General features: G+C 64.8%; 19 protein-coding genes and 2 pseudogenes. 10 read left to right on the top strand and 11 right to left on the bottom strand.

Features of this window, described 5'->3' with window-relative positions; translation table 11 throughout:
• Nucleotides 1-7 precede the first annotated feature (7 nt).
• The 5 genes from ACF0H6_RS03295 to ACF0H6_RS03275 are packed head-to-tail and all read right to left on the bottom strand — an operon-like array spanning nt 8 to nt 6289.
• Nucleotides 8-1762 carry an ABC transporter permease subunit gene (locus tag ACF0H6_RS03295; protein ID WP_395248454.1) on the bottom strand — a complete coding sequence of 585 codons (1755 nt, stop codon included), beginning with the start codon at nt 1760-1762 and terminating at the stop codon, nt 8-10.
• Nucleotides 1762-3306: an ABC transporter substrate-binding protein gene (locus ACF0H6_RS03290; protein WP_395248453.1), complete on the bottom strand. Its 1545-nt coding sequence runs from the start codon at nt 3304-3306 to the stop codon at nt 1762-1764. The genes ACF0H6_RS03295 and ACF0H6_RS03290 overlap by 1 nt, the downstream gene beginning before the upstream one ends.
• Nucleotides 3307-3351: 45 nt before the next feature.
• Nucleotides 3352-4623, bottom strand: a complete 1272-nt coding sequence (locus tag ACF0H6_RS03285; protein WP_395248452.1) for an MFS transporter — start codon at nt 4621-4623, stop codon at nt 3352-3354.
• Nucleotides 4620-5450 (bottom strand): ABC transporter ATP-binding protein, encoded by an 831-nt coding sequence (locus ACF0H6_RS03280; protein WP_395248451.1) that lies wholly within the window; start codon nt 5448-5450, stop codon nt 4620-4622. Before ACF0H6_RS03280 ends, ACF0H6_RS03285 begins: the two co-directional genes overlap by 4 nt.
• A complete protein-coding gene (locus ACF0H6_RS03275; protein ID WP_395248450.1) occupies nt 5447-6289 on the bottom strand; it encodes an ATP-binding cassette domain-containing protein in 843 nt (280 codons plus the stop codon). Before ACF0H6_RS03275 ends, ACF0H6_RS03280 begins: the two co-directional genes overlap by 4 nt.
• Nucleotides 6290-6426: 137 nt before the next feature.
• On the opposite strand from ACF0H6_RS03275, the gene ACF0H6_RS03270 reads away from it, so the two are divergent.
• From ACF0H6_RS03270 to ACF0H6_RS03250, 5 genes and pseudogenes are all read left to right on the top strand, one after another.
• Nucleotides 6427-6951, top strand: a complete 525-nt coding sequence (locus tag ACF0H6_RS03270) for an RNA polymerase sigma factor (RefSeq protein WP_395248449.1) — start codon at nt 6427-6429, stop codon at nt 6949-6951.
• Nucleotides 6948-7563: pseudogene (locus ACF0H6_RS03265) on the top strand (methylated-DNA--[protein]-cysteine S-methyltransferase). Before ACF0H6_RS03270 ends, ACF0H6_RS03265 begins: the two are co-directional and overlap by 4 nt.
• The gene (locus tag ACF0H6_RS03260) at nt 7560-8297 is read left to right on the top strand and encodes a 2OG-Fe(II) oxygenase (RefSeq protein ID WP_395248448.1); all 738 of its coding nucleotides are present in this window, start codon (nt 7560-7562) and stop codon (nt 8295-8297) included. The pseudogene ACF0H6_RS03265 and the gene ACF0H6_RS03260 overlap by 4 nt, the downstream one beginning before the upstream one ends.
• Nucleotides 8294-8587 carry an Ada metal-binding domain-containing protein gene (locus ACF0H6_RS03255; RefSeq protein ID WP_395248447.1) on the top strand — a complete coding sequence of 98 codons (294 nt, stop codon included), beginning with the start codon at nt 8294-8296 and terminating at the stop codon, nt 8585-8587. Before ACF0H6_RS03260 ends, ACF0H6_RS03255 begins: the two co-directional genes overlap by 4 nt.
• Nucleotides 8588-8676: 89 nt before the next feature.
• Entirely contained in the window at nt 8677-9126 is a 450-nt protein-coding gene (locus ACF0H6_RS03250; RefSeq protein WP_395248446.1) for an ester cyclase, read from the top strand.
• 142 nt (nt 9127-9268) lie between these two features.
• Here ACF0H6_RS03250 and ACF0H6_RS03245 read toward each other — a convergent pair whose 3' ends face one another.
• The 4 genes from ACF0H6_RS03245 to ACF0H6_RS03230 form a co-directional block, all read right to left on the bottom strand.
• A complete protein-coding gene (locus tag ACF0H6_RS03245) occupies nt 9269-10087 on the bottom strand; it encodes a hypothetical protein (RefSeq protein ID WP_395248445.1) in 819 nt (272 codons plus the stop codon).
• Between the two features lie 17 nt (nt 10088-10104).
• Complete coding sequence (locus tag ACF0H6_RS03240) at nt 10105-10641, bottom strand: ferric reductase-like transmembrane domain-containing protein (protein ID WP_395248444.1); 537 nt, start codon at nt 10639-10641, stop codon at nt 10105-10107.
• 65 nt (nt 10642-10706) lie between these two features.
• The gene (locus ACF0H6_RS03235) at nt 10707-11066 is read right to left on the bottom strand and encodes a hypothetical protein (protein WP_395248443.1); all 360 of its coding nucleotides are present in this window, start codon (nt 11064-11066) and stop codon (nt 10707-10709) included.
• 147 nt (nt 11067-11213) lie between these two features.
• Complete coding sequence (locus ACF0H6_RS03230; protein WP_395248442.1) at nt 11214-11606, bottom strand: PepSY domain-containing protein; 393 nt, start codon at nt 11604-11606, stop codon at nt 11214-11216.
• Between the two features lie 390 nt (nt 11607-11996).
• Here ACF0H6_RS03230 and ACF0H6_RS03225 point away from each other — a divergent pair.
• The 5 genes and pseudogenes from ACF0H6_RS03225 to ACF0H6_RS03205 all read left to right on the top strand — a co-directional run.
• Nucleotides 11997-12263 (top strand): annotated as a pseudogene (locus tag ACF0H6_RS03225) (cadmium resistance transporter); the annotation flags it as partial.
• Nucleotides 12264-12351: 88 nt separating this feature from the next.
• Nucleotides 12352-12630, top strand: coding sequence for a cadmium resistance transporter (locus tag ACF0H6_RS03220; protein ID WP_395248441.1), 279 nt, complete (start codon nt 12352-12354; stop codon nt 12628-12630).
• Between the two features lie 92 nt (nt 12631-12722).
• Entirely contained in the window at nt 12723-13043 is a 321-nt protein-coding gene (locus ACF0H6_RS03215; protein ID WP_395248440.1) for a hypothetical protein, read from the top strand.
• A 26-nt stretch (nt 13044-13069) separates the two neighbouring features.
• Nucleotides 13070-13276: a hypothetical protein gene (locus ACF0H6_RS03210; protein ID WP_395248439.1), complete on the top strand. Its 207-nt coding sequence runs from the start codon at nt 13070-13072 to the stop codon at nt 13274-13276.
• A gap of 46 nt (nt 13277-13322) precedes the next feature.
• Nucleotides 13323-13694, top strand: a complete 372-nt coding sequence (locus tag ACF0H6_RS03205; protein ID WP_395248438.1) for a sec-independent translocase — start codon at nt 13323-13325, stop codon at nt 13692-13694.
• Between the two features lie 4 nt (nt 13695-13698).
• Here ACF0H6_RS03205 and ACF0H6_RS03200 read toward each other — a convergent pair whose 3' ends face one another.
• Nucleotides 13699-15420, bottom strand: a complete 1722-nt coding sequence (locus tag ACF0H6_RS03200; protein WP_395248437.1) for an amidase — start codon at nt 15418-15420, stop codon at nt 13699-13701.
• Nucleotides 15417-16463: an agmatine/peptidylarginine deiminase gene (locus tag ACF0H6_RS03195; protein WP_395248436.1), complete on the bottom strand. Its 1047-nt coding sequence runs from the start codon at nt 16461-16463 to the stop codon at nt 15417-15419. The genes ACF0H6_RS03200 and ACF0H6_RS03195 overlap by 4 nt, the downstream gene beginning before the upstream one ends.
• Between the last annotated feature and the right edge of the window lie 98 nt (nt 16464-16561).

Raw genomic sequence — 16561 nt, 5'->3', positions numbered from 1 at the left:
GAATGAGTCAATTGGAGCTACTCGCCGGGCTTCCCTTCGAATGTTCCCGCGACCATGTCACGCTCGACAAGGAAACGGCCAGGATCGAGGCGAGGACCAACGCCGACGCCGGGGCGGCAACGGCCCAAGGAGCACGCTCCACGTAGTTGATTCCCTCAGCGAGGATGAGGCCCCACTCGGGCAACGGCTGGTGGGGGCCGAGGCCGAGGAATCCCAAGGCTGCCAAGGCGAGCGCGATTCCTGGTATCCGGAGCATGGAATGCCTGAACACCGGGCCAAGGATGGCCGGGAGAATATAGCGCCAGAGGATGCGGACCCGTCCTACGCCCAGGACCGGAAGGATCTTCACGTGGGGCTGTGCCCTGGCCTCCTGTGCCAACGCCGCTGCGTGGGCGGCCAAGGGTGCCCAACTGACCAGGGTGACGGCTATCGCCGCACCTTCGGCAGAAGGACCGGTCATCGCGGCAACGATCAGACCGGCCAGGATAGGCGGAGCGGCGTTGGCTACTTCAAGGGGGCCGGTGGCCGCGAGCGGGAAGAGCCCCGCGACGATCCCGATCACAAGGCAAGCCAGCACCACGAGCAAAGCCGTTCCCAGAGTGGACACAGCACCATGCCCCACCCTGGCAAGGAGGTCCCGTCCGCTGGCATCGGCCCCGAAAGGCAGCTCGAAGCCCGGGCCGGCAAGCCGTGCATGGCCCGAGGTGAAGGGATCGCGAAACAAGCCTGCGACGACGATGAGCAGCAGCGCTCCCGCGGCAACGAGTGGAACGGCGACGTCCCGCCGTCGTGATCTTCCCGGCGAGTCCGGAACCGGAACTGTCCCCGAGCGCAGCGCCGCTCCCAACAGAAGGTACCGGGCCGCCGCGCTGAGGGAGCCTGCCACGATGGCCAGCGTGAGGAGGGCCAGTACTCCTGCCTGCAGTGCGGGTATGTCCTGGGCGCTCGCCGCGCCCAGGACTGCGCGGCCCAGACCGGGAATCGCAAAGACCTTCTCCACGGCAACAGCCCCGCCGGTCAGGCCAATGAGGACAAGCCCGATCTGGCCCATCACGGATGGCAGGGCCCGTCGGAACACCGCAGCGGTGAGCCTCGCGCGGCTTGCTCCGGCCATGGCCCAGGTGCCCACCCATTTTTCTGCGAAAGCCAGGCTGATGGCGTCCGAAAGCAGCCGCCCGATCAGCCCGCCGGCGGGCAGGCCAAGGGAAAGCGCCGGCAACACCGCGTGGTCCATGCCCTGCCAGCCATAGGGCGGGAACCAACCCAGCCACACGGCGCCGACCACAAGGAGCATCGCCGCCAGGAGGAACTCGGGGAGGGCGGTCATGGCCGCGGCCACGACGCCGGAACCCCGGCCCGGGTTGGCGGCCAGCCCGCGCACCACGGAAGGAACGCACAACGCGGTGGCCACCACCGCTGCAACGGCCACCGCGCAGGCCATCAGGGTGACCGAGACTCCGAGGGTTTCCAGAGTGCCTGGGCCAACAGGCGTATTGGTAATCCAGGAATTTCCCATATCCCCGCGCAAAAGGCTTCCGGCCCAGTCGAGGAAGATGTGTACCGGTCCTCGATCGAGTCCGAGTTCCGCGCGGATCAAGCCCAGCGTCTCACCGGTCGCTTCCCGGTCGGCGTACCTGGCCCGCAGGATGGTGTACTCGGGGCTTTGCCCCGAAAGCCACGGCAAGAGGCCGATCAGCACAATGATGGCGAAGAGTGCAACGGCCCGGGAAGCCGCGGTTTTGATGAACGCCGGGCCTGGCATCAGCCGGCGATTCCTGTCTTGCTGGTGATCTCTGTCTTGCTGGTGATCAGGGCGCGCTCGCGGGGATCACGTTCGACGTTGTGGATACCTGGCTGATTCCCCTGGATGACGCGTTCGTGCAGCAGCGGCACGGCAGCATCCTTCGAGAGGATCAGTGCCTCGGCGGCGGCGATTGCCGCCCGGCGCTCCGGGCCCGCAGGGATGGCAGCGGCCTTGCTCAGGGCTGCATCCACCTCCGGATCGCAGAACTGGGAGATGTTGAACGAGCCTTTGCAGGAGAAGTCGCTGAACATGTAGGCGACGGGGTCGCCGGAGTCCAGGACCGTGGCGCGGGACAGGATGAAGGCATCGAACTTGCCGGCCAGCGCGTCTGCCTCGATGTGCTGGTACTCGCGGACTTCCTGCTCCACGATGAAGCCCGCGGCTTCGAGCTGCTGCTCAAGCTGCACGGCAACCTCAGGCAACTCGGCCCGATCCGTGAACGTGCCGAGTTTGATGCGGCGGCCAGCGGCGGGTGCCGTTTCGGCCCGCTTCTTCAGGGTTTCGATGTATGAGGTGTTTTGCCGTTCCTTGGCCGCCCAGGGGAGAGCCGGTCCCAGGAGGCCTTCGGCGACGTCCGCCCGTCCCTCGTAGACCCGCTCAACAATGGTGGCGCGTTCGACCGTGGTGCGTGCCGCTGCCCGGACCGACGGATCCGCGAAAGGACCCGCCTTGGTGTTCAGGTAGAGGGTATTGGTCCTGGGCATGGGGACTTCATGTATCAAATCCGCTTTGATCTGGGCGACCTGGCCCACGGGAATGGCCTCCACGACGTCGGCAGTTCCGGTCCTCAGCGCGGCTGCGCGCGCCGTACCGTCGGGAACGTATTGGACGTCGACGCCGCTGCTCGCCGCTTTTTCGCCCCAATAGTCGGTGAAGCGGTTGAGTGTTGCCGAGCTGGTGCCGTCGGCGGAAGCAAGCACATATGGACCCGTTCCGGCGTTGATGGGGCTGACGACGCCGCCGGGCTTGTAGGCGGACGTGGCAAAGATGGAAAGCTGGGGGCTGGAAAGCCGCTGCGGAACCAGCGGGTCGTCCGTCTGGGTGGTGACGACGACGGCGTTCCCGCCGTCGGTGCGGACGCTCAGCTGGACGCCGTCGAGGATCCGCGGCTTGGGCTTAGCAGCGGACGCCGCCGTCAACGATGCCGCCGCTTGCTCCGCCGTCAGAAGCGTGCCGTCATGGAATTTCACGCCCTCGCGGAGTTCGAAGCGCCAGTTCTTGCTGTCCAGTTGCTTCCAAGCTGTTGAAAGCGAAGGCTGGGCATCGCCAAGGGCATCCAGGACAACCAATGTCTCGGCGGTCTTCCACCGTGAGAGTTTAAAGGCATCGTCGCTCAGGGGAGTGAGCCCTGAACGCGGTGGCTGCAACATGGCTACTTTGATGCGGGAGTCAGCGCTGCTGGCCGCCGGAGTGTTGCCTTGGGCGAAACAAGCGCTAAGGGAGACGGCCATTGCGGAGGAGATGAGTATCCCGGCAACTGCTTTTGGACGTGGAATAGCCATGGGTGGGTGCCTTCTTTCGTGTGGTGGGAGTGGGTGTGAGTGGATTTAGACGGGGTGGAGTTGGTGCGGGTGCGGGGCCCGGACGGGGGCCGGAAGGAAGCGGTGAATGAGTGCTGCGGAGGCTATTGCGAAGGTTGCCGACACCAGCCACGGAAACGCCGCGGCCGCGGATGCTGCGCCGGCGTGTTCATAGAGGGGGGCCAGGACAACATTGCCGAGGAGAACCATCGTTCCGCCGCAGCTGGCGAGCAGGCCGTAGTAGGCGCCGGTGGGGCGTCCTGAGGCAAAATCGAGGACCAGATCCATGGCAACGGGTGCCACGCACATGTGCCCGAGGGCGAGCGCGGTGACCAGCACGAACGCAGGCAGCGCAGGGAATACGGCGGGCGGTGGGACCACGGCCATGGCTGCGACAGCCACGAACCCGAGAGCCTGAATGGCAAATCCCACGGCGAGCGCAATGCCCGGTCCCTTCCGCTTCATGAGCCTGGCGATGGGCCACTGCAGGGTGATGGTCACAATGGATGCGTAGGCAAAAATCGCCGAAAACGCACCCAGACCCGCGTCGCTTCGTTCCAGCTCGATGGGCAGCCCGAAGTAGAGCTGGTTGTAGCCAAAGAGGTTGACGCTGTAGAAAGCCGCGAATGCCACGAAACGCTTTTCCTTGCGCCAGGACCAAGCGTCCGACGGCGGTGCGGCTGGCGGGTGCCCGGCGCACGCTTTGACGGCGCTCGCCTTTGTCGTTGGAAGGAAGGCGTTGAAGACCACGGCCATCACGGCAAAGACGGCCGCACCGGCGAGCAAGGCGCTGTCGAAGCCGGTCTGAAGCAGGATGGAACCGAGGAGGGGACCTGCCACGGCCCCGATTTCTCCGAAAATGACGAGCAGCGTAAAGAGAGTGGTTTTGTGGGGCTGAATGGAAGCGCGTCGCTCTTCGGCTCCGCCCACAAGGCTCTCCAAAGCGGGTGAAAAGAGGGCGCCGCCTACACCTGTGATCACGGCTCCCAGGAGGAAAAGGGGGAAATCCGCGGCACAGAGCAGTGTCAGGTAGCCAACGATTCTGGTGAGGCACCCGGTGATCATCACCGGGCGGGCGCCCCAACGATCCGCGGCTGCACCGCCCATGAGGAACAATCCTTGCTGGGCGAAAGTACGGGCGCCGAGGACGATTCCCACGGCCATTGCCCCCATGCCAAAGTCTTCGCGCATCGAAACCGCCAAGAAGGGGACAACTGAGTAGAAGCCGAGGTTGAAGATGAGCTGGCTGGCCAGCAGGAGCCGGGACGAGGGCTCCCCGCGTGGGTTCACAGCCTTCATGGCTTTTCCTCTTCCTTGTACCTGTTTTCCTTGTACCTGCTTTCCTTGTACCTGTTCAGCCGGGGGATGGAGGTTACGAGCTCCTTGGCTTCGCGGGTCTGTGGTGTGGCGTATACGGCTGCGGTGGGTCCTCGTTCCACGATGCGTCCCTCGGCGAGAATCAGGGTCTGGGAGCAAAGGCGGGCGACAGCGGCCAGGTCGTGCGAGACAAACAGGATCCCTAGCCCGTCCCGATGGACCAAATGCTCCATGAGGTCCAGGACCGTGTTCCTCAGGGGAAGATCGAGCCCGCTGACCGGCTCATCGGCCAGGAGGATGCTCGGCGCGGGGACCAAGGCCCGTGCTATGGCCACGCGTTGGTTTTGCCCACCGGAAAGTTCTCGCGGCCGGCGCGTCAGCATGCCCGGATCGAGATCGACCCGTTGCAGGGCATTCAGGATCATCTCGCGGTGGTCTCCGTCAATGCGCAATTGCCTCAGGGGTTCCAGGAGAAGACGCTCCACGTTCATGCCCGGGTCAAGGCTCGCCGCCGGATTCTGTGGGATGTATTGCACCGCACGGCGGTACCACCTCAATGACGGGGCCGGACCGGGCACCACCGGGGTGTCGTTGAACGTGACAGTTCCGGCATTCGGCTTCTCCAAAGCAAGCAAGATCCGCAGGAGCGTCGATTTTCCGGCGCCGGAGCCACCCACCAGGCCGATGCTGTCTCCACTGGCAATGCTGAGGGAAACGTTCTGCAATGCGGGCCGGGCTAACCGTTGCTTCAGGAGCCCTCTGCCGGGGTAGGTGAGACCCAGGTTGCCGGCGCTCAGTACCGCATTCATGCGGTGGCTTCCCGGGGAAGAGAATCGAAGCCGAGATGGGCGGCTTCCACCAGCTGCTTTGTGTAATGGTGCGTGGGCCGCTCTACCAGCGACCGCATCGATCCCTCCTCGACGATCCGGCCGGAACCCAGAACCAGTGCCTGGGGGCAAAAGGCCGCAGCCACAGCGAGGTCATGCGTAATGAACAACATCGCGCCGGCGGATCTGGAATGCGCGGCCGCGGACTGCGCGGATTCCGAATGCAGGGATTCCGAATGCACGGATTCCGAATGCAAAGACAAGGCATCCAGGACCTTGGCCTGGCTGACCATGTCCAGTGCGGTGGTGGGTTCATCCGCCACCAAGACGGTGCTACGGCAGGCCAGGGCGAGAGCGATGCAGACCCGTTGCAGCTGGCCGCCCGACAGTTCGCCGCTGAAACTCTCCATGGTCCGTCCGGCTTCTTCTATTCCCACCGATGTGAGCAGCTCACGTGCCTGTGTCCGTGCCAAGGAGGCCGAAAGGCCGGCATGCCGTAGCGGGATCTCGAGCTGTTTGCCCAGGCGTACCAAGGGATTGAGCGCGGACATCGGGTCCTGATGGATGGTGGTGATCCCCGCGCGGCTGCCTCGCCTCTTGGACAACGGCACATCCACCCCGTTGATCTGCAACCGCCCGGAAGCACTCATCGCGGTTGGAAGCTGTCCCAGAAGGGCTGCCGCGGTCAAGGACTTGCCTGAACCCGAGGCTCCGAGAAGAGCCACTCTTTGACCCGGCTCAATAGCGAAGCTGACTCCGTCAATCAGGGTGCGTCCCCGGAGGGACACCCTCAAGTCTTGAACCAGAAGGGCAGGGTGCATGGGGAACTTCCGGGTAGGGGGCGATGAACGAGAATGATTATTGATGCTATCAATAATCATTCTCATTAACCGAATTCATGACAGCCTCGCTTCAACTCTGCTCGTGTCGCGGCTGTTTCAATGTTCGGTCTCACGGAATGCCCACTTCGATCGTCTTCAATGTGATGGACGTGAAACAGCCTTTCGAATTAGTGGTGCAGACGCACGGGACGACCGTCTTGCGTGTGTGCCGCTCCCTGCTGGGTGTGCAGGACGCGGACGACGCATGGTCGGAGACTTTCCTGGCAGCGATGCGCGCATACCCGGGTCTCCCGGAGACGGCGAACGTCGGGGCGTGGCTGGTGACGATCGCTCGCCGGAAGGCGATCGACGTCCACCGGGCTGCGAAGCGGAACCCGCTGCCGGTCGAGGAGCTCCCCGAGGCACCCACTGAGCTCGGGATCCCCGGGGACGGTGACGCCGACTTGTGGGGCCAGGTGGGCCGGTTGCCCGAGAAGCAGCGGCTGGCCATCACGTACCGGTATGTCGCCGGGATGTCGCACGCGCAGATCGCGGCTATCCTCGGCGGGTCCGTCGACGCGGCCCGGAGAGCGGCGGCAGACGGGATGAAGAACCTCCGGAGGAACTATCCGGGCGCGATCACGAAAGGAGCACAACTATGAGCGAGAACCGTGATGAGCATGTCCTCGCGGCGCTGGCAGCGCCCATCGGTGCCGAGAAACTGGCGGAACTGCACCGCCGACTGGAGGCGGGGGCCCAGGCCGAGGGGCTGCTCGACGTCGCGTACCGGATCATCGACAGCCCGGTCGGGAAGCTGCTGCTCGCGACCACGCCAAGAGGACTGGTCCGCGTGGCCTTCGCCAAGGAGGACCACGACCTAGTGCTGGAAAACCTGGCCGCGAAGATCAGCCCCCGGGTTCTGCGGGCCCCCAAGCGGCTAGACACCGCTGCCCGCGAGCTCGACGAGTACTTCGCGTACAAGCGGAAGGCCTTCGACCTCGACCTGGACTCTGTCCCTGTCGAAGGGTTTCCGCCAGCTCGTGCAGCGACACTTGCCCGAAATCGGCTACGGCCAGACCCGCAGCTACAAGGAGATGGCCGAGATGGTCGGCAACCCGAAAGCCGTCCGCGCCGTCGGCACCGCCTGCGCAACCAACCCCCTCCCAGTCGTGGTGCCCTGTCACCGGGTTCTGCGCAATGACGGAACGCTCGGCGGCTACATCGGTGGCCTTGACGTCAAGGCCGCCCTGCTCGAGCTGGAGGCCGCAGCATGAACACCACGAAGAACAGGCTGCCGGCCAACCCGTGGCGCGAGCGCGTCGAGTCGGCCGACTGGGCCGCCGTGACCGAGGAGGTGAACGAGTACGGCGGGGCGCTCCTCCCGCAGCTCCTCACCCCCGAGGAGACGGCGGAATTCCGGAAACACTACGGCAGCGACGGCTTGTTCCGCAGCACGATCAACATGGGGCGGTATCGTTTCGGAGAAGGCGAGTACCGGTACTTCCGGACCCCGTACCCGGAACCGATCGAACAACTCAAGCAGGCGCTTTACCCGAGGCTGTTGCCGATCGCCCGTGACTGGTGGACCAAGCTGGGCCGCGAGACGCCGTGGCCGGACACGCTGGACGAGTGGCTGGACATGTGCCACGAAGCGGGCCAGACGAAGTCGACCGCGATCCTGCTCAAGTACGGCGAAAAGGACTGGAACGCGCTGCACCGCGACCTCTACGGCGACCTCGTGTTCCCGCTTCAGGTCGTGGTCAACCTGAACGAGCCGGGCCTGGATCACACGGGCGGCGAGTTCCTGTTGCTTGAGCAGCGGCCCAGGGCGCAGTCGCGCGGCACCGCGACCTTGCTGCCGCACGGGCACGGTTACGTGTTCACCACGCGCGACCGGCCCGTGCAGTCGGCCCGTGGCTGGTCCGCGGCTCCGGTGCGGCACGGGGTCTCGGCGATCCGCTCGGGTGAGCGGCACACGCTCGCCCTCGTCTTCCATGACGCGGTATGAGCGATCAGAGGGCCTACACGCTCACCGGCCCCGATGGCCGTAGCTACTCCTCGCCCGTCAAGGGCACGTGGGGCGGACACCGTGGGAACAGAATCTATGGCCGGATGGACTGTCCGGCCGCGCTGCGGGCGATCGCGAAGGGCGTGTACGTGAAGAACCGCGTGTTCTTCGTGGACGAGTCCACCGCTATTGTGGCCGGCTACCGCCCGTGCTGGTCCTGTTGCAGGGACAAGTACCAGGCGTGGAAGGCTGCGAAGGGGAAGGATGAATCGTGCCGCAAAGACCTCTAAAACGGATCTCACACTCCTCGCAGCCACAACGTCTTCAAGGCATCGGAGGCCAACGGGTCCGCCGATCACCACGAGAGAAGGAGATCACCGTGTCGATCGAAGAGAACAAGGCGGTCGTCGGGCGCTGGTTCACCGAGTTCTGGGGCGAGAACTTCAACCCCGCCGTCATCGACGAGCTCGCCGCCCCGGACATCAGGTTCCACTATTCGCTGCACGAGCCGATGACCGGTCGTGATGCAATCCGCGACTTCGCGACTCGCTTCCGCGTGGCGTTCCCGGACCTGAAGTTCTGGGGCACCGCCGACTTGATCGCTGAGGGCGACTACGTCGTCGGGCAGTGGGAAGGCGGCGGCACCCACACTGGCGAAGTCGACTTCACCGACCTGCCCATCGGTTCTGTCCAGGCGGCCTCGGGTAGGACGATGCGGTTCACCGGAACGACCGTTCTCAAGGTCGTTGACGGCCTCATCGTCGAAGAAATCGGCCTCGACGACGGCGTGAAAGTCCTCCAGCAGCTAGGCATCGTACCGAGCGAGTGATCGCAGACCACTGATCATCGTGCGGGGCCGCCCACCGTCAGGTGGGCGGCCCCGGCGCGCATAGTCTTTCCCTCACCCTCGACATCGAGTTTGACCGGCGCGTGCTGTCCGAACTCGATAGAAGGTCCGACGGGCGCGATAGCTAGAAGTTGAATTCCTCCTGGTGGAGTTGCCGGCGCGGCAGTCCGGCCCGCGTCAGGGCTGTTCTCGCGGCGGCGGAGAACCGGGGGGATGCGCAGATGTAGACGTCTCTGGCTGCAAGGTCCGGGACCATGGTTATCAGGCTTTGGGCGGTGATCGCGTTCCGCGGGTCGGACGAGGGTCCGGTCAGGAAGATCAGTTGTGCTCCGCGGTGCCGGGCGATGTGTTCGAGCTCGTCGCGGAAGAGTATCTCCTCTGCCGAGGAGGCTCGGTATAGCAGGGTCAGTTCTCGTCCGTCGACGGGCAGTGTCTCGAAGAGGGCGCGCATCGGCGTGATGCCTACGCCGCCGCCGATCAGGAGGACTCCCCGGCCTTGGCGCCGTTCTTTGGTCATGGCGCCGTAGGGGCCGGCGGCGAGGACTCTTGTCCCTGGCCGCACGGAGTGGATCATTCGGGTTCCGCCGCCGATCGCTTTGACGGTTATCCGCAGGAACTGCTGGTGGGGCGCGGCCGAGAGTGAGAAGGGGTGGGAGAACCGCCACGTGGCACTGGTCAGGAATCTCCAGCGGAAGAATTGTCCGGATTCGGCGTTGAGTTCGTTGAGGTGACGGCCGCGAAGGATGATGCTGACCACCCCGGCGCCCTCATCGACTACGTGATCGACACGCAGCCGGTGGCGCCATAGCTGTGTAAGCGGGGCAAGAACCCGGTACCGCAGTACCAGTCCGAAGCTGAATGTGTAGAGCAGGCTCCATGCCACCTGAACCAACGGGAGGCCGGCCAGGCTGCCGGGGCCCGCCAGTTCGTGGGAGAAGGACAATGCGATCGCCAGATAGGTCAGCAGGTGAAGGACGTGCCAGGTGCCTCGTAGCTTAGCCGTCGGCGCACGCTTTGGGCCGAGATAGCTCCGACGGCGAGAAAGATCAGCGTTCCCACGGTGGCCGCGATAAGTCCCGGCACGGTCAGGACGTCCACGGTTGCGGCCCACGCCGAGGTGCCTCGGGCCATTGCCCAGGCGGCGGTCGCGGCGACGCCGTGGATGAGGATCAGGCAAATAATGGTTCTGCCGCCCTTGGCGTGCCATCGGGCCAGCCGGTCCGCACCGACTCCTCGTTCCAGGGCAGGGGCGCGGGACATCAGGGCCACCATGACGGTGACGCCGTATCCGGCGAGCAGGCCTGAGGTGTGCGCCATCAGGGGCAGGTTGAGCCGCAGCGGTAGGGGAGCGCTGATGCCGGCCAACGCGGTGACCGCGATGGCCCCGGCCGTGATCAGCCAGAGCATCACCGCCGGGGTGACGGTCTGGGCAGCTGTCTCAGCGGCCGCACCCGATCGTGTGGGTCTGTCCCGTTGACGCGGGGCTGATAGTGGCATCGTCTTCCTTCTTCGATGTGGGCAGGCGGCTGCGATCGCCTATTTGTTGTCTTGCTCGGTATTGCTCAGCGGCCTCCCTTGTCGTGGCCGTGGCCCGGCCCGTTTCTACCGGCCGCGGGGAGTGCCTGTTGGTTGGGTGCGGCAAGTGCGGTGGAGCTGTTCGTGGTTGATGCACCAGGGACGGTGGCCGGCTGCACGGGTGAGACGGCTGGCGCGTTCACCCCGAGCTGCACACCCGTGATGACGGCAGCCGCGATGACCGTGACGGACAAAGCGCGTTGGAGCCAGGACCACACCGGGGATTTGTCGCTTGATTGAAGCCGCGCTGTTCGGCGCATCGTCTGCGCGGGTGCCGCGATGCTCACGGCCGGCTCCTGCCGGTCGAGACTGGTGGTCAGCGAGGCGACGGGGCGGTAGACGATCATCAGGGCCCTCCTAAGGGCGGATGTTCCGGCGACTGCTGGGTGAGGCGGATCCGGCGGGGCCGCGGCGTCCAATGGCCAGCGTCGGCGGCGAAGAGGTCTACGGGCGGGCGCCGCAATGCGGCGCCCGCCCGTAGGAGTGCGACAGGATTAGTGGCCGCCTTGTCCGCCGGCTTCGGTGGCGGTGATGGTGTAGTTGGCGTCGAGCTTGACGGTCGTGTGGGTGCCGTCGGTTTTGGTGATGTGGGCTTCGTACGCTGCACTGCCGTCGCCCTCGGTGGTCATGTTCTCGACGGTCGCGCCGGCGTTCGCGGCCAGGACCGCAGCCTTGACCTTGGTCGCGGCGTCACCGGTGAGAGCGGTTTCGTTCCCGTGGCCGTGGCCGCCTTGTCCGCCGGCTTCGGTGGCGGTGATGGTGTAGTTGGCGTCGAGCTTGACGGTCGTGTGGGTGCCGTCGGTTTTGGTGATGTGGGCTTCGTACGCTGCACTGCCGTCGCCCTCGGTGGTCATGTTCTCGACGGTCGCGCCGGCGTTCGCGGCCATGGACCGCAGCCTTGACCTTGGCAGCAATGTCGCCGGTGAGGTCCGTTTCGTTTGCGTGGCTGGCATTGGCCGATGCCGTTGATGTGGCGGACGGGGAAGGGGTGGTTGCTGCGTTGGCAGGCAGTGCCATGGTGGTGAGGGCTCCGCCGCCGATGAGGGCGCCGATCAGGGTGGCACCTGCCGCGATTTTCCGGACGTTGTTCACAGTTTTTCTCCTTGCTGGTTCCACTCCGGCTTTCGAAGCTGTTTTTATCCTCAGATGGAACCCTGTCGGACTACTTTCGTCCTGCTGTGCACAAACTGTGACTCTTTGGGCACGTCAAGACTCCCAATGAATCACCGGGGTAGCTCCCTCGGCGGTGGTAGCGGTGTCCATCGTCTGATGCTGCAATGGCGTGCTCCGGAACGGTAGTGTCAGGAGCGATGGAAGATCTGGGCGGCACCGTACTCACAGCGGCTGGCGCCTTTGTTGCGACAAACCTTGATGACCTGCTGGTCTTGTCGGTCCTCTTCCTCGCTGCTAGGACACGTGTGGTGCCCGGTCTCTGGAGAATCTGGGTAGGCCAGTTCATCGGAATTGGGGTGTTGACTGTGGTGGCGGCTGCTGCGGCCTGGGCCCTCAGTCCGGTCCCCATCGAATGGGTGGGTTTGCTCGGTCTGGTACCCCTGTCTGGGCGGCTATGCACTGATCAAGCTTGCCCGTCCGTCAGGAGACCCTCCGAGGCCGCGCTCGCTGACGTTGCCCGTGGTTGTCGCCGTGACGGTAGCGAACGGTGGCGACAACATTTCCGTGTACATACCGCTCTTTCACTCTTTGGGACCGATTGCTGCAGCCACGACGGGACTGACTTTTGCCGTCATGGTGGCGGTGTGGTGCGCCGCTGGCTATTGGCTGACCGCGCACCCGAAAGTAGGGGCTCTTTGCCGCCGGGCCGGGCACTGGGTTATCCCGGTGGTGTACATCGCGCTGGGGAGCACCATTATTGTCCGTTCGGGCGTGATGGCGTTGCTGTTCCGCACCTGAGCTGCTGCACTACGCACGCAGCTTTCTCCCATGAGGGAGTGATATGACTGCGGGTGGGATTCAACGAGAAGTGCGCAGGAGGATTGCAAGGTATGTTCCGAGGTTGGTTTGTTGTGGGCGCTCTGGTGCTGTGTTTCGGGGCCGCGGCGGTGTCGGGGTTCGGAGCCATGTTCCGGGCCAAAAGCATGCCTGCCCGGATTGATGCGGCTGCCTCAGCGGTCTTGGCCGCAATCATGCTGGTGGTAGGGCTCGGTTGGGCGCCCTACGCCGTGGTACCGCTCGGAGTGGCAATCGGCATTGTCTTCGTGACGTTCGCCACGAGAATCGTGTACCAGGAAAAGGACCCGGCCAGACCGGGCGATGGCCAGCGATATATGGCGCCGCCACGTCGGCCCTTTCAGGCTGGGTGCTGATTTCCGCATCAAGTGGGGCTGGAACGGTGTCGGATCATCCCGGACATCAGTTGGGGGTCATCCTGGTTGACATCATGGGCGCGATCCTCATGCTCTTCGCAGCCACGGGATGGTTGTTGGGCACCTTTGCCATGCCGGCCGAGAGCAAGAGGCACGCTGTGCCTCGGTTGAAAGGGGTCCGCGAGGCGCTCATGGCTGCCGGACTTGCCGTCGCGTTCTACGCGATCTCATAGTGAGCGCCGTCCCCGGATGGCCAGCCGTCAGCTTTAGAATGGAGCCATGATCGACATTTCGGTCGAGAAGGTAGCCCTTCTCCTGATCATTGCGGTTTTGGTCCTGGGACCAACGAAGCTTCCCGAGTATGCCAGGAAGCTCGGCCGACTCATCCGCGAACTGCGGCGCATGGCTTCCAACGCGCAGGAAAAGCTCCGTGAAGAGCTCGGCCCGGAATTCGAGGACATCGATTGGCAGAAGATGGATCCACGCCAATATGATCCTCGACGCATCATCCGCGAAGCCCTTGCGGACGAGGATCCGTTGCCGAAGCCTGTCACCTCCATCCAAACGCCGCTTCCTGCGACGCCTCCTGGCCGCCCGGCCGTGCGGTTGGCGGCCGGGCAGAAGGCCCCGTTCGACGACGAATCCACCTGAGCGGTCAGGCGAGGCGGGGTGTGCGCGGCGGAGCGGTGCGGCGCGTTCCTGTCGCTTCGAAGGCGGCAGCCAGCGCCAACAGGGCGGTGTCGTCGTAGGCGCGCCCCGCGAACGTGAGTCCCACTGGCATACCGATATCCGTCATGGTGCCCATCGGTACCGTGACGGTCGGGATCCCCAGGTGCCGCGGGACCAGATTGCCGTTTGCCACCCAGGTTCCGTTACGCCAGCCGAGCTCGGCTGAGGCTTCGTTGGTATCCATGTCGGCCGGTCCGACGTCGGCCGCAGCGGGAAAGACGACTGCGTCCAGTTCGAGGTGGTCCATCCATTCCTCGAGGTCCAGCCGACGGGTTTCTTCGAGGCCGCGGAGGCCTTCCCCGAGATGGGGGATTTCGGCAACGGAGGAAACACGGTGCGCGCGGAGGTGTTCAGGATAGCCGGCGATCTCGTCGTCGAAACCGTCATAGCGGTCCGGCAGCGCTCCTTCGGGGTGCGGGAAAATGTCCGCCCCTTTGACGTCGGTCAGGCTGCTGAGCGCAGGATCCCCATTTGCCGCGAGGAAGTCGTCCCAGGCCCACGCTGAGAGATCCACTATTTCCCGTTTCAGGTATTCCGGGCTGACCAGTCCGCGGGTTGCGATGGTCGGTGCGCCAGGGCGGTCGCCTTCGTAGTTGGAGACAGCCGGGAAGTCCACCAATACCACCTCGGCGCCTGCGGCCTCGAGATCCCGCCGCGCGGCTTCCCATAGTTCGATCACGGAATCGCGGGTCTGGATCCGTTGACCGGTTGGTCCGCCGATGCCCGGGGTTTCGCTGGTGCCGGCGTCGGGGTCCGCGTTGATGTACATGCGCGGCACCCCGAAGCGCTTGCCCTTCAAAGCCCGGCGCGCGCCGTCGTGGTCTGATGGCGCTAAGGCCGGATAGGAATCCGGACGGACCAAGGACGCCGCGGGGATCTCAACCCACGGCTGCACGCGCCAGAAGTCGCCGCGGGTTTCGGCGTCGTCGGCAACAATGACGTCAAGCAGTTCCAGGAGGTCGGCCATGGACCGGGTGTGGGGCACCACGACGTCCATGGTGGGAACGAGCGGCCAGTTGCCGCGCACCGAAATGACGCCGCGGGAGGGCGTGTAGGCGCACAAAGCATTGTTCGACGCCGGGGCGCGCCCGCTGGACCACGTCTCCTCGCCCAGCCCGAACGCGCCGAAGCTTGCTGCGGTTGCGGTTCCCGAACCGTTGGAGGACCCGGAACCGAATGCCGCAGTGAGGAAATCGCCGTTGTACGGGCTCTCGGCGCGACCATAGACGCCTCGTTGCATGCCGCCGTTTGCCATGGGAGGCATGTTGGTCAGTCCGATGAGAACGGCACCGGCCGCACGGAGCCGTTCGATGGTGAAGGCGTCACGTTGGGCAACAAGGTTTTTGAAAGCAGGGGAGCCTGCCGCCGCGGTGAGCCCTTTGGCCAGGTAGCTGTCCTTGGCGGTGTAGGGAATGCCGTCGAGGGGCCCCAGGGTGTTGCCTGCCGCCCGGCGCTGGTCGGAGGCCCGGGCATCCGGGAGCGCCTCTGGATTCATCACCACCAAGGCGTTCAGCTTGATGCCGTTGCGGTCGAAGGCTTCGATGCGGTCAAGGTAGGCCTGCGTGAGTTCCTCGCTGGTCACCTGCCCGGAGTCCAGCGCTTCCCGCAGCTGCGAGATGGAGGCCTCGACGACGTCGAAGCGGCTCATCGCGCAACCTGCCCGTCAAGCGTGGGCTGCTGCTGGGTGATGCAGTGGATTCCACCGCCACGGGCCAGGATGGGACGGGCATCCACGGTGACGACGCGTCGGCCCGGGTAGGCCTCGGCGAGCATTTCCGCGGCCAGGGCATCGGCCCGCTCTTCGCCATACCCGCAAGCGATCACGCCGCCATTGACCACCAGGTGGTTCACGTAGCTCCAATCGACGAAGCCTTCTTCGTCGCGCAGGGTCTCGGGTGCGGGCAGCGAAATGATCTCGAACGGTTTGCCGCTTGCATCTTTCTGGGTTTCGAAGAAGCTGTGCAGAACGCGGCTGACCTCGAAATCAGGGTGTTCGGGATTGGTCTGCGAGTGCAACAAGATCCGGCCGGGGGATGGCAAGGTGGCAACCATGTCGATGTGGCCGCGGGTGCCGAAGTCTTCGTAGTCGCGGGTGAGTCCACGGGGTACCCACACGGTGTGCGTGGTGCCGAGCGTGCGGAACAGCTCGGCTTCGACGCGCGCTTTGTCCGCGTGCGGGTTCCTGCGCGGATCCAGCTGCACGGTTTCGGTGACCAGGACAGTGCCTTCACCGTCGATATGGATGGCGCCGCCTTCGTTGACCAGCAAGGAAGTCACCACCTCCGCCCCGGAACTCTCGGCGACAAAGCGGGCCATCCCGGCACTCTTCTGCCATTCGGACCAAGCGGGCGCGCCCCAGCCGTTGAAAATCCAGTCGACTGCACCCAGCACACCGGGACGTTCGTCGTCCACCACAAAAGTCGGTCCGACGTCGCGCATCCAGTATTCGTCGAGAGGTGCCTCGAGCTGTTCGATCCCGGAGGCGAGCATGCGCTTGGCCCGGTCCCGCTCACTGGGGTCGACCACCATGGTGACGGGTTCGAACTCGGACACCGCGTGGGCGACGGCGGTCCAGGCAGCGTAGGCCTCTTCTGCGGAGGCGGTATCGTCGCCAAGGGTCACGCCGGTGCGGGGGAACGCCATCCAGGTGCGATCGTGGCGGGCAGTTTCGGCTGGCATTCTCCAGGCCATGGAAGACTCCTCGGTGTTGTGAGGTAGAAGCCGCGAGCGGCAAGTTTCTTGGTGTTCAGATTTCTTATTGATCACACGATCAATAAGAAGAAAGTTAC

It is taken from the genome of Arthrobacter sp. NA-172, assembly GCF_043952055.1.
GTDB lineage: Bacteria > Actinomycetota > Actinomycetes > Actinomycetales > Micrococcaceae > Arthrobacter.
This window is presented reverse-complemented; position numbering and strand designations above follow the sequence as displayed.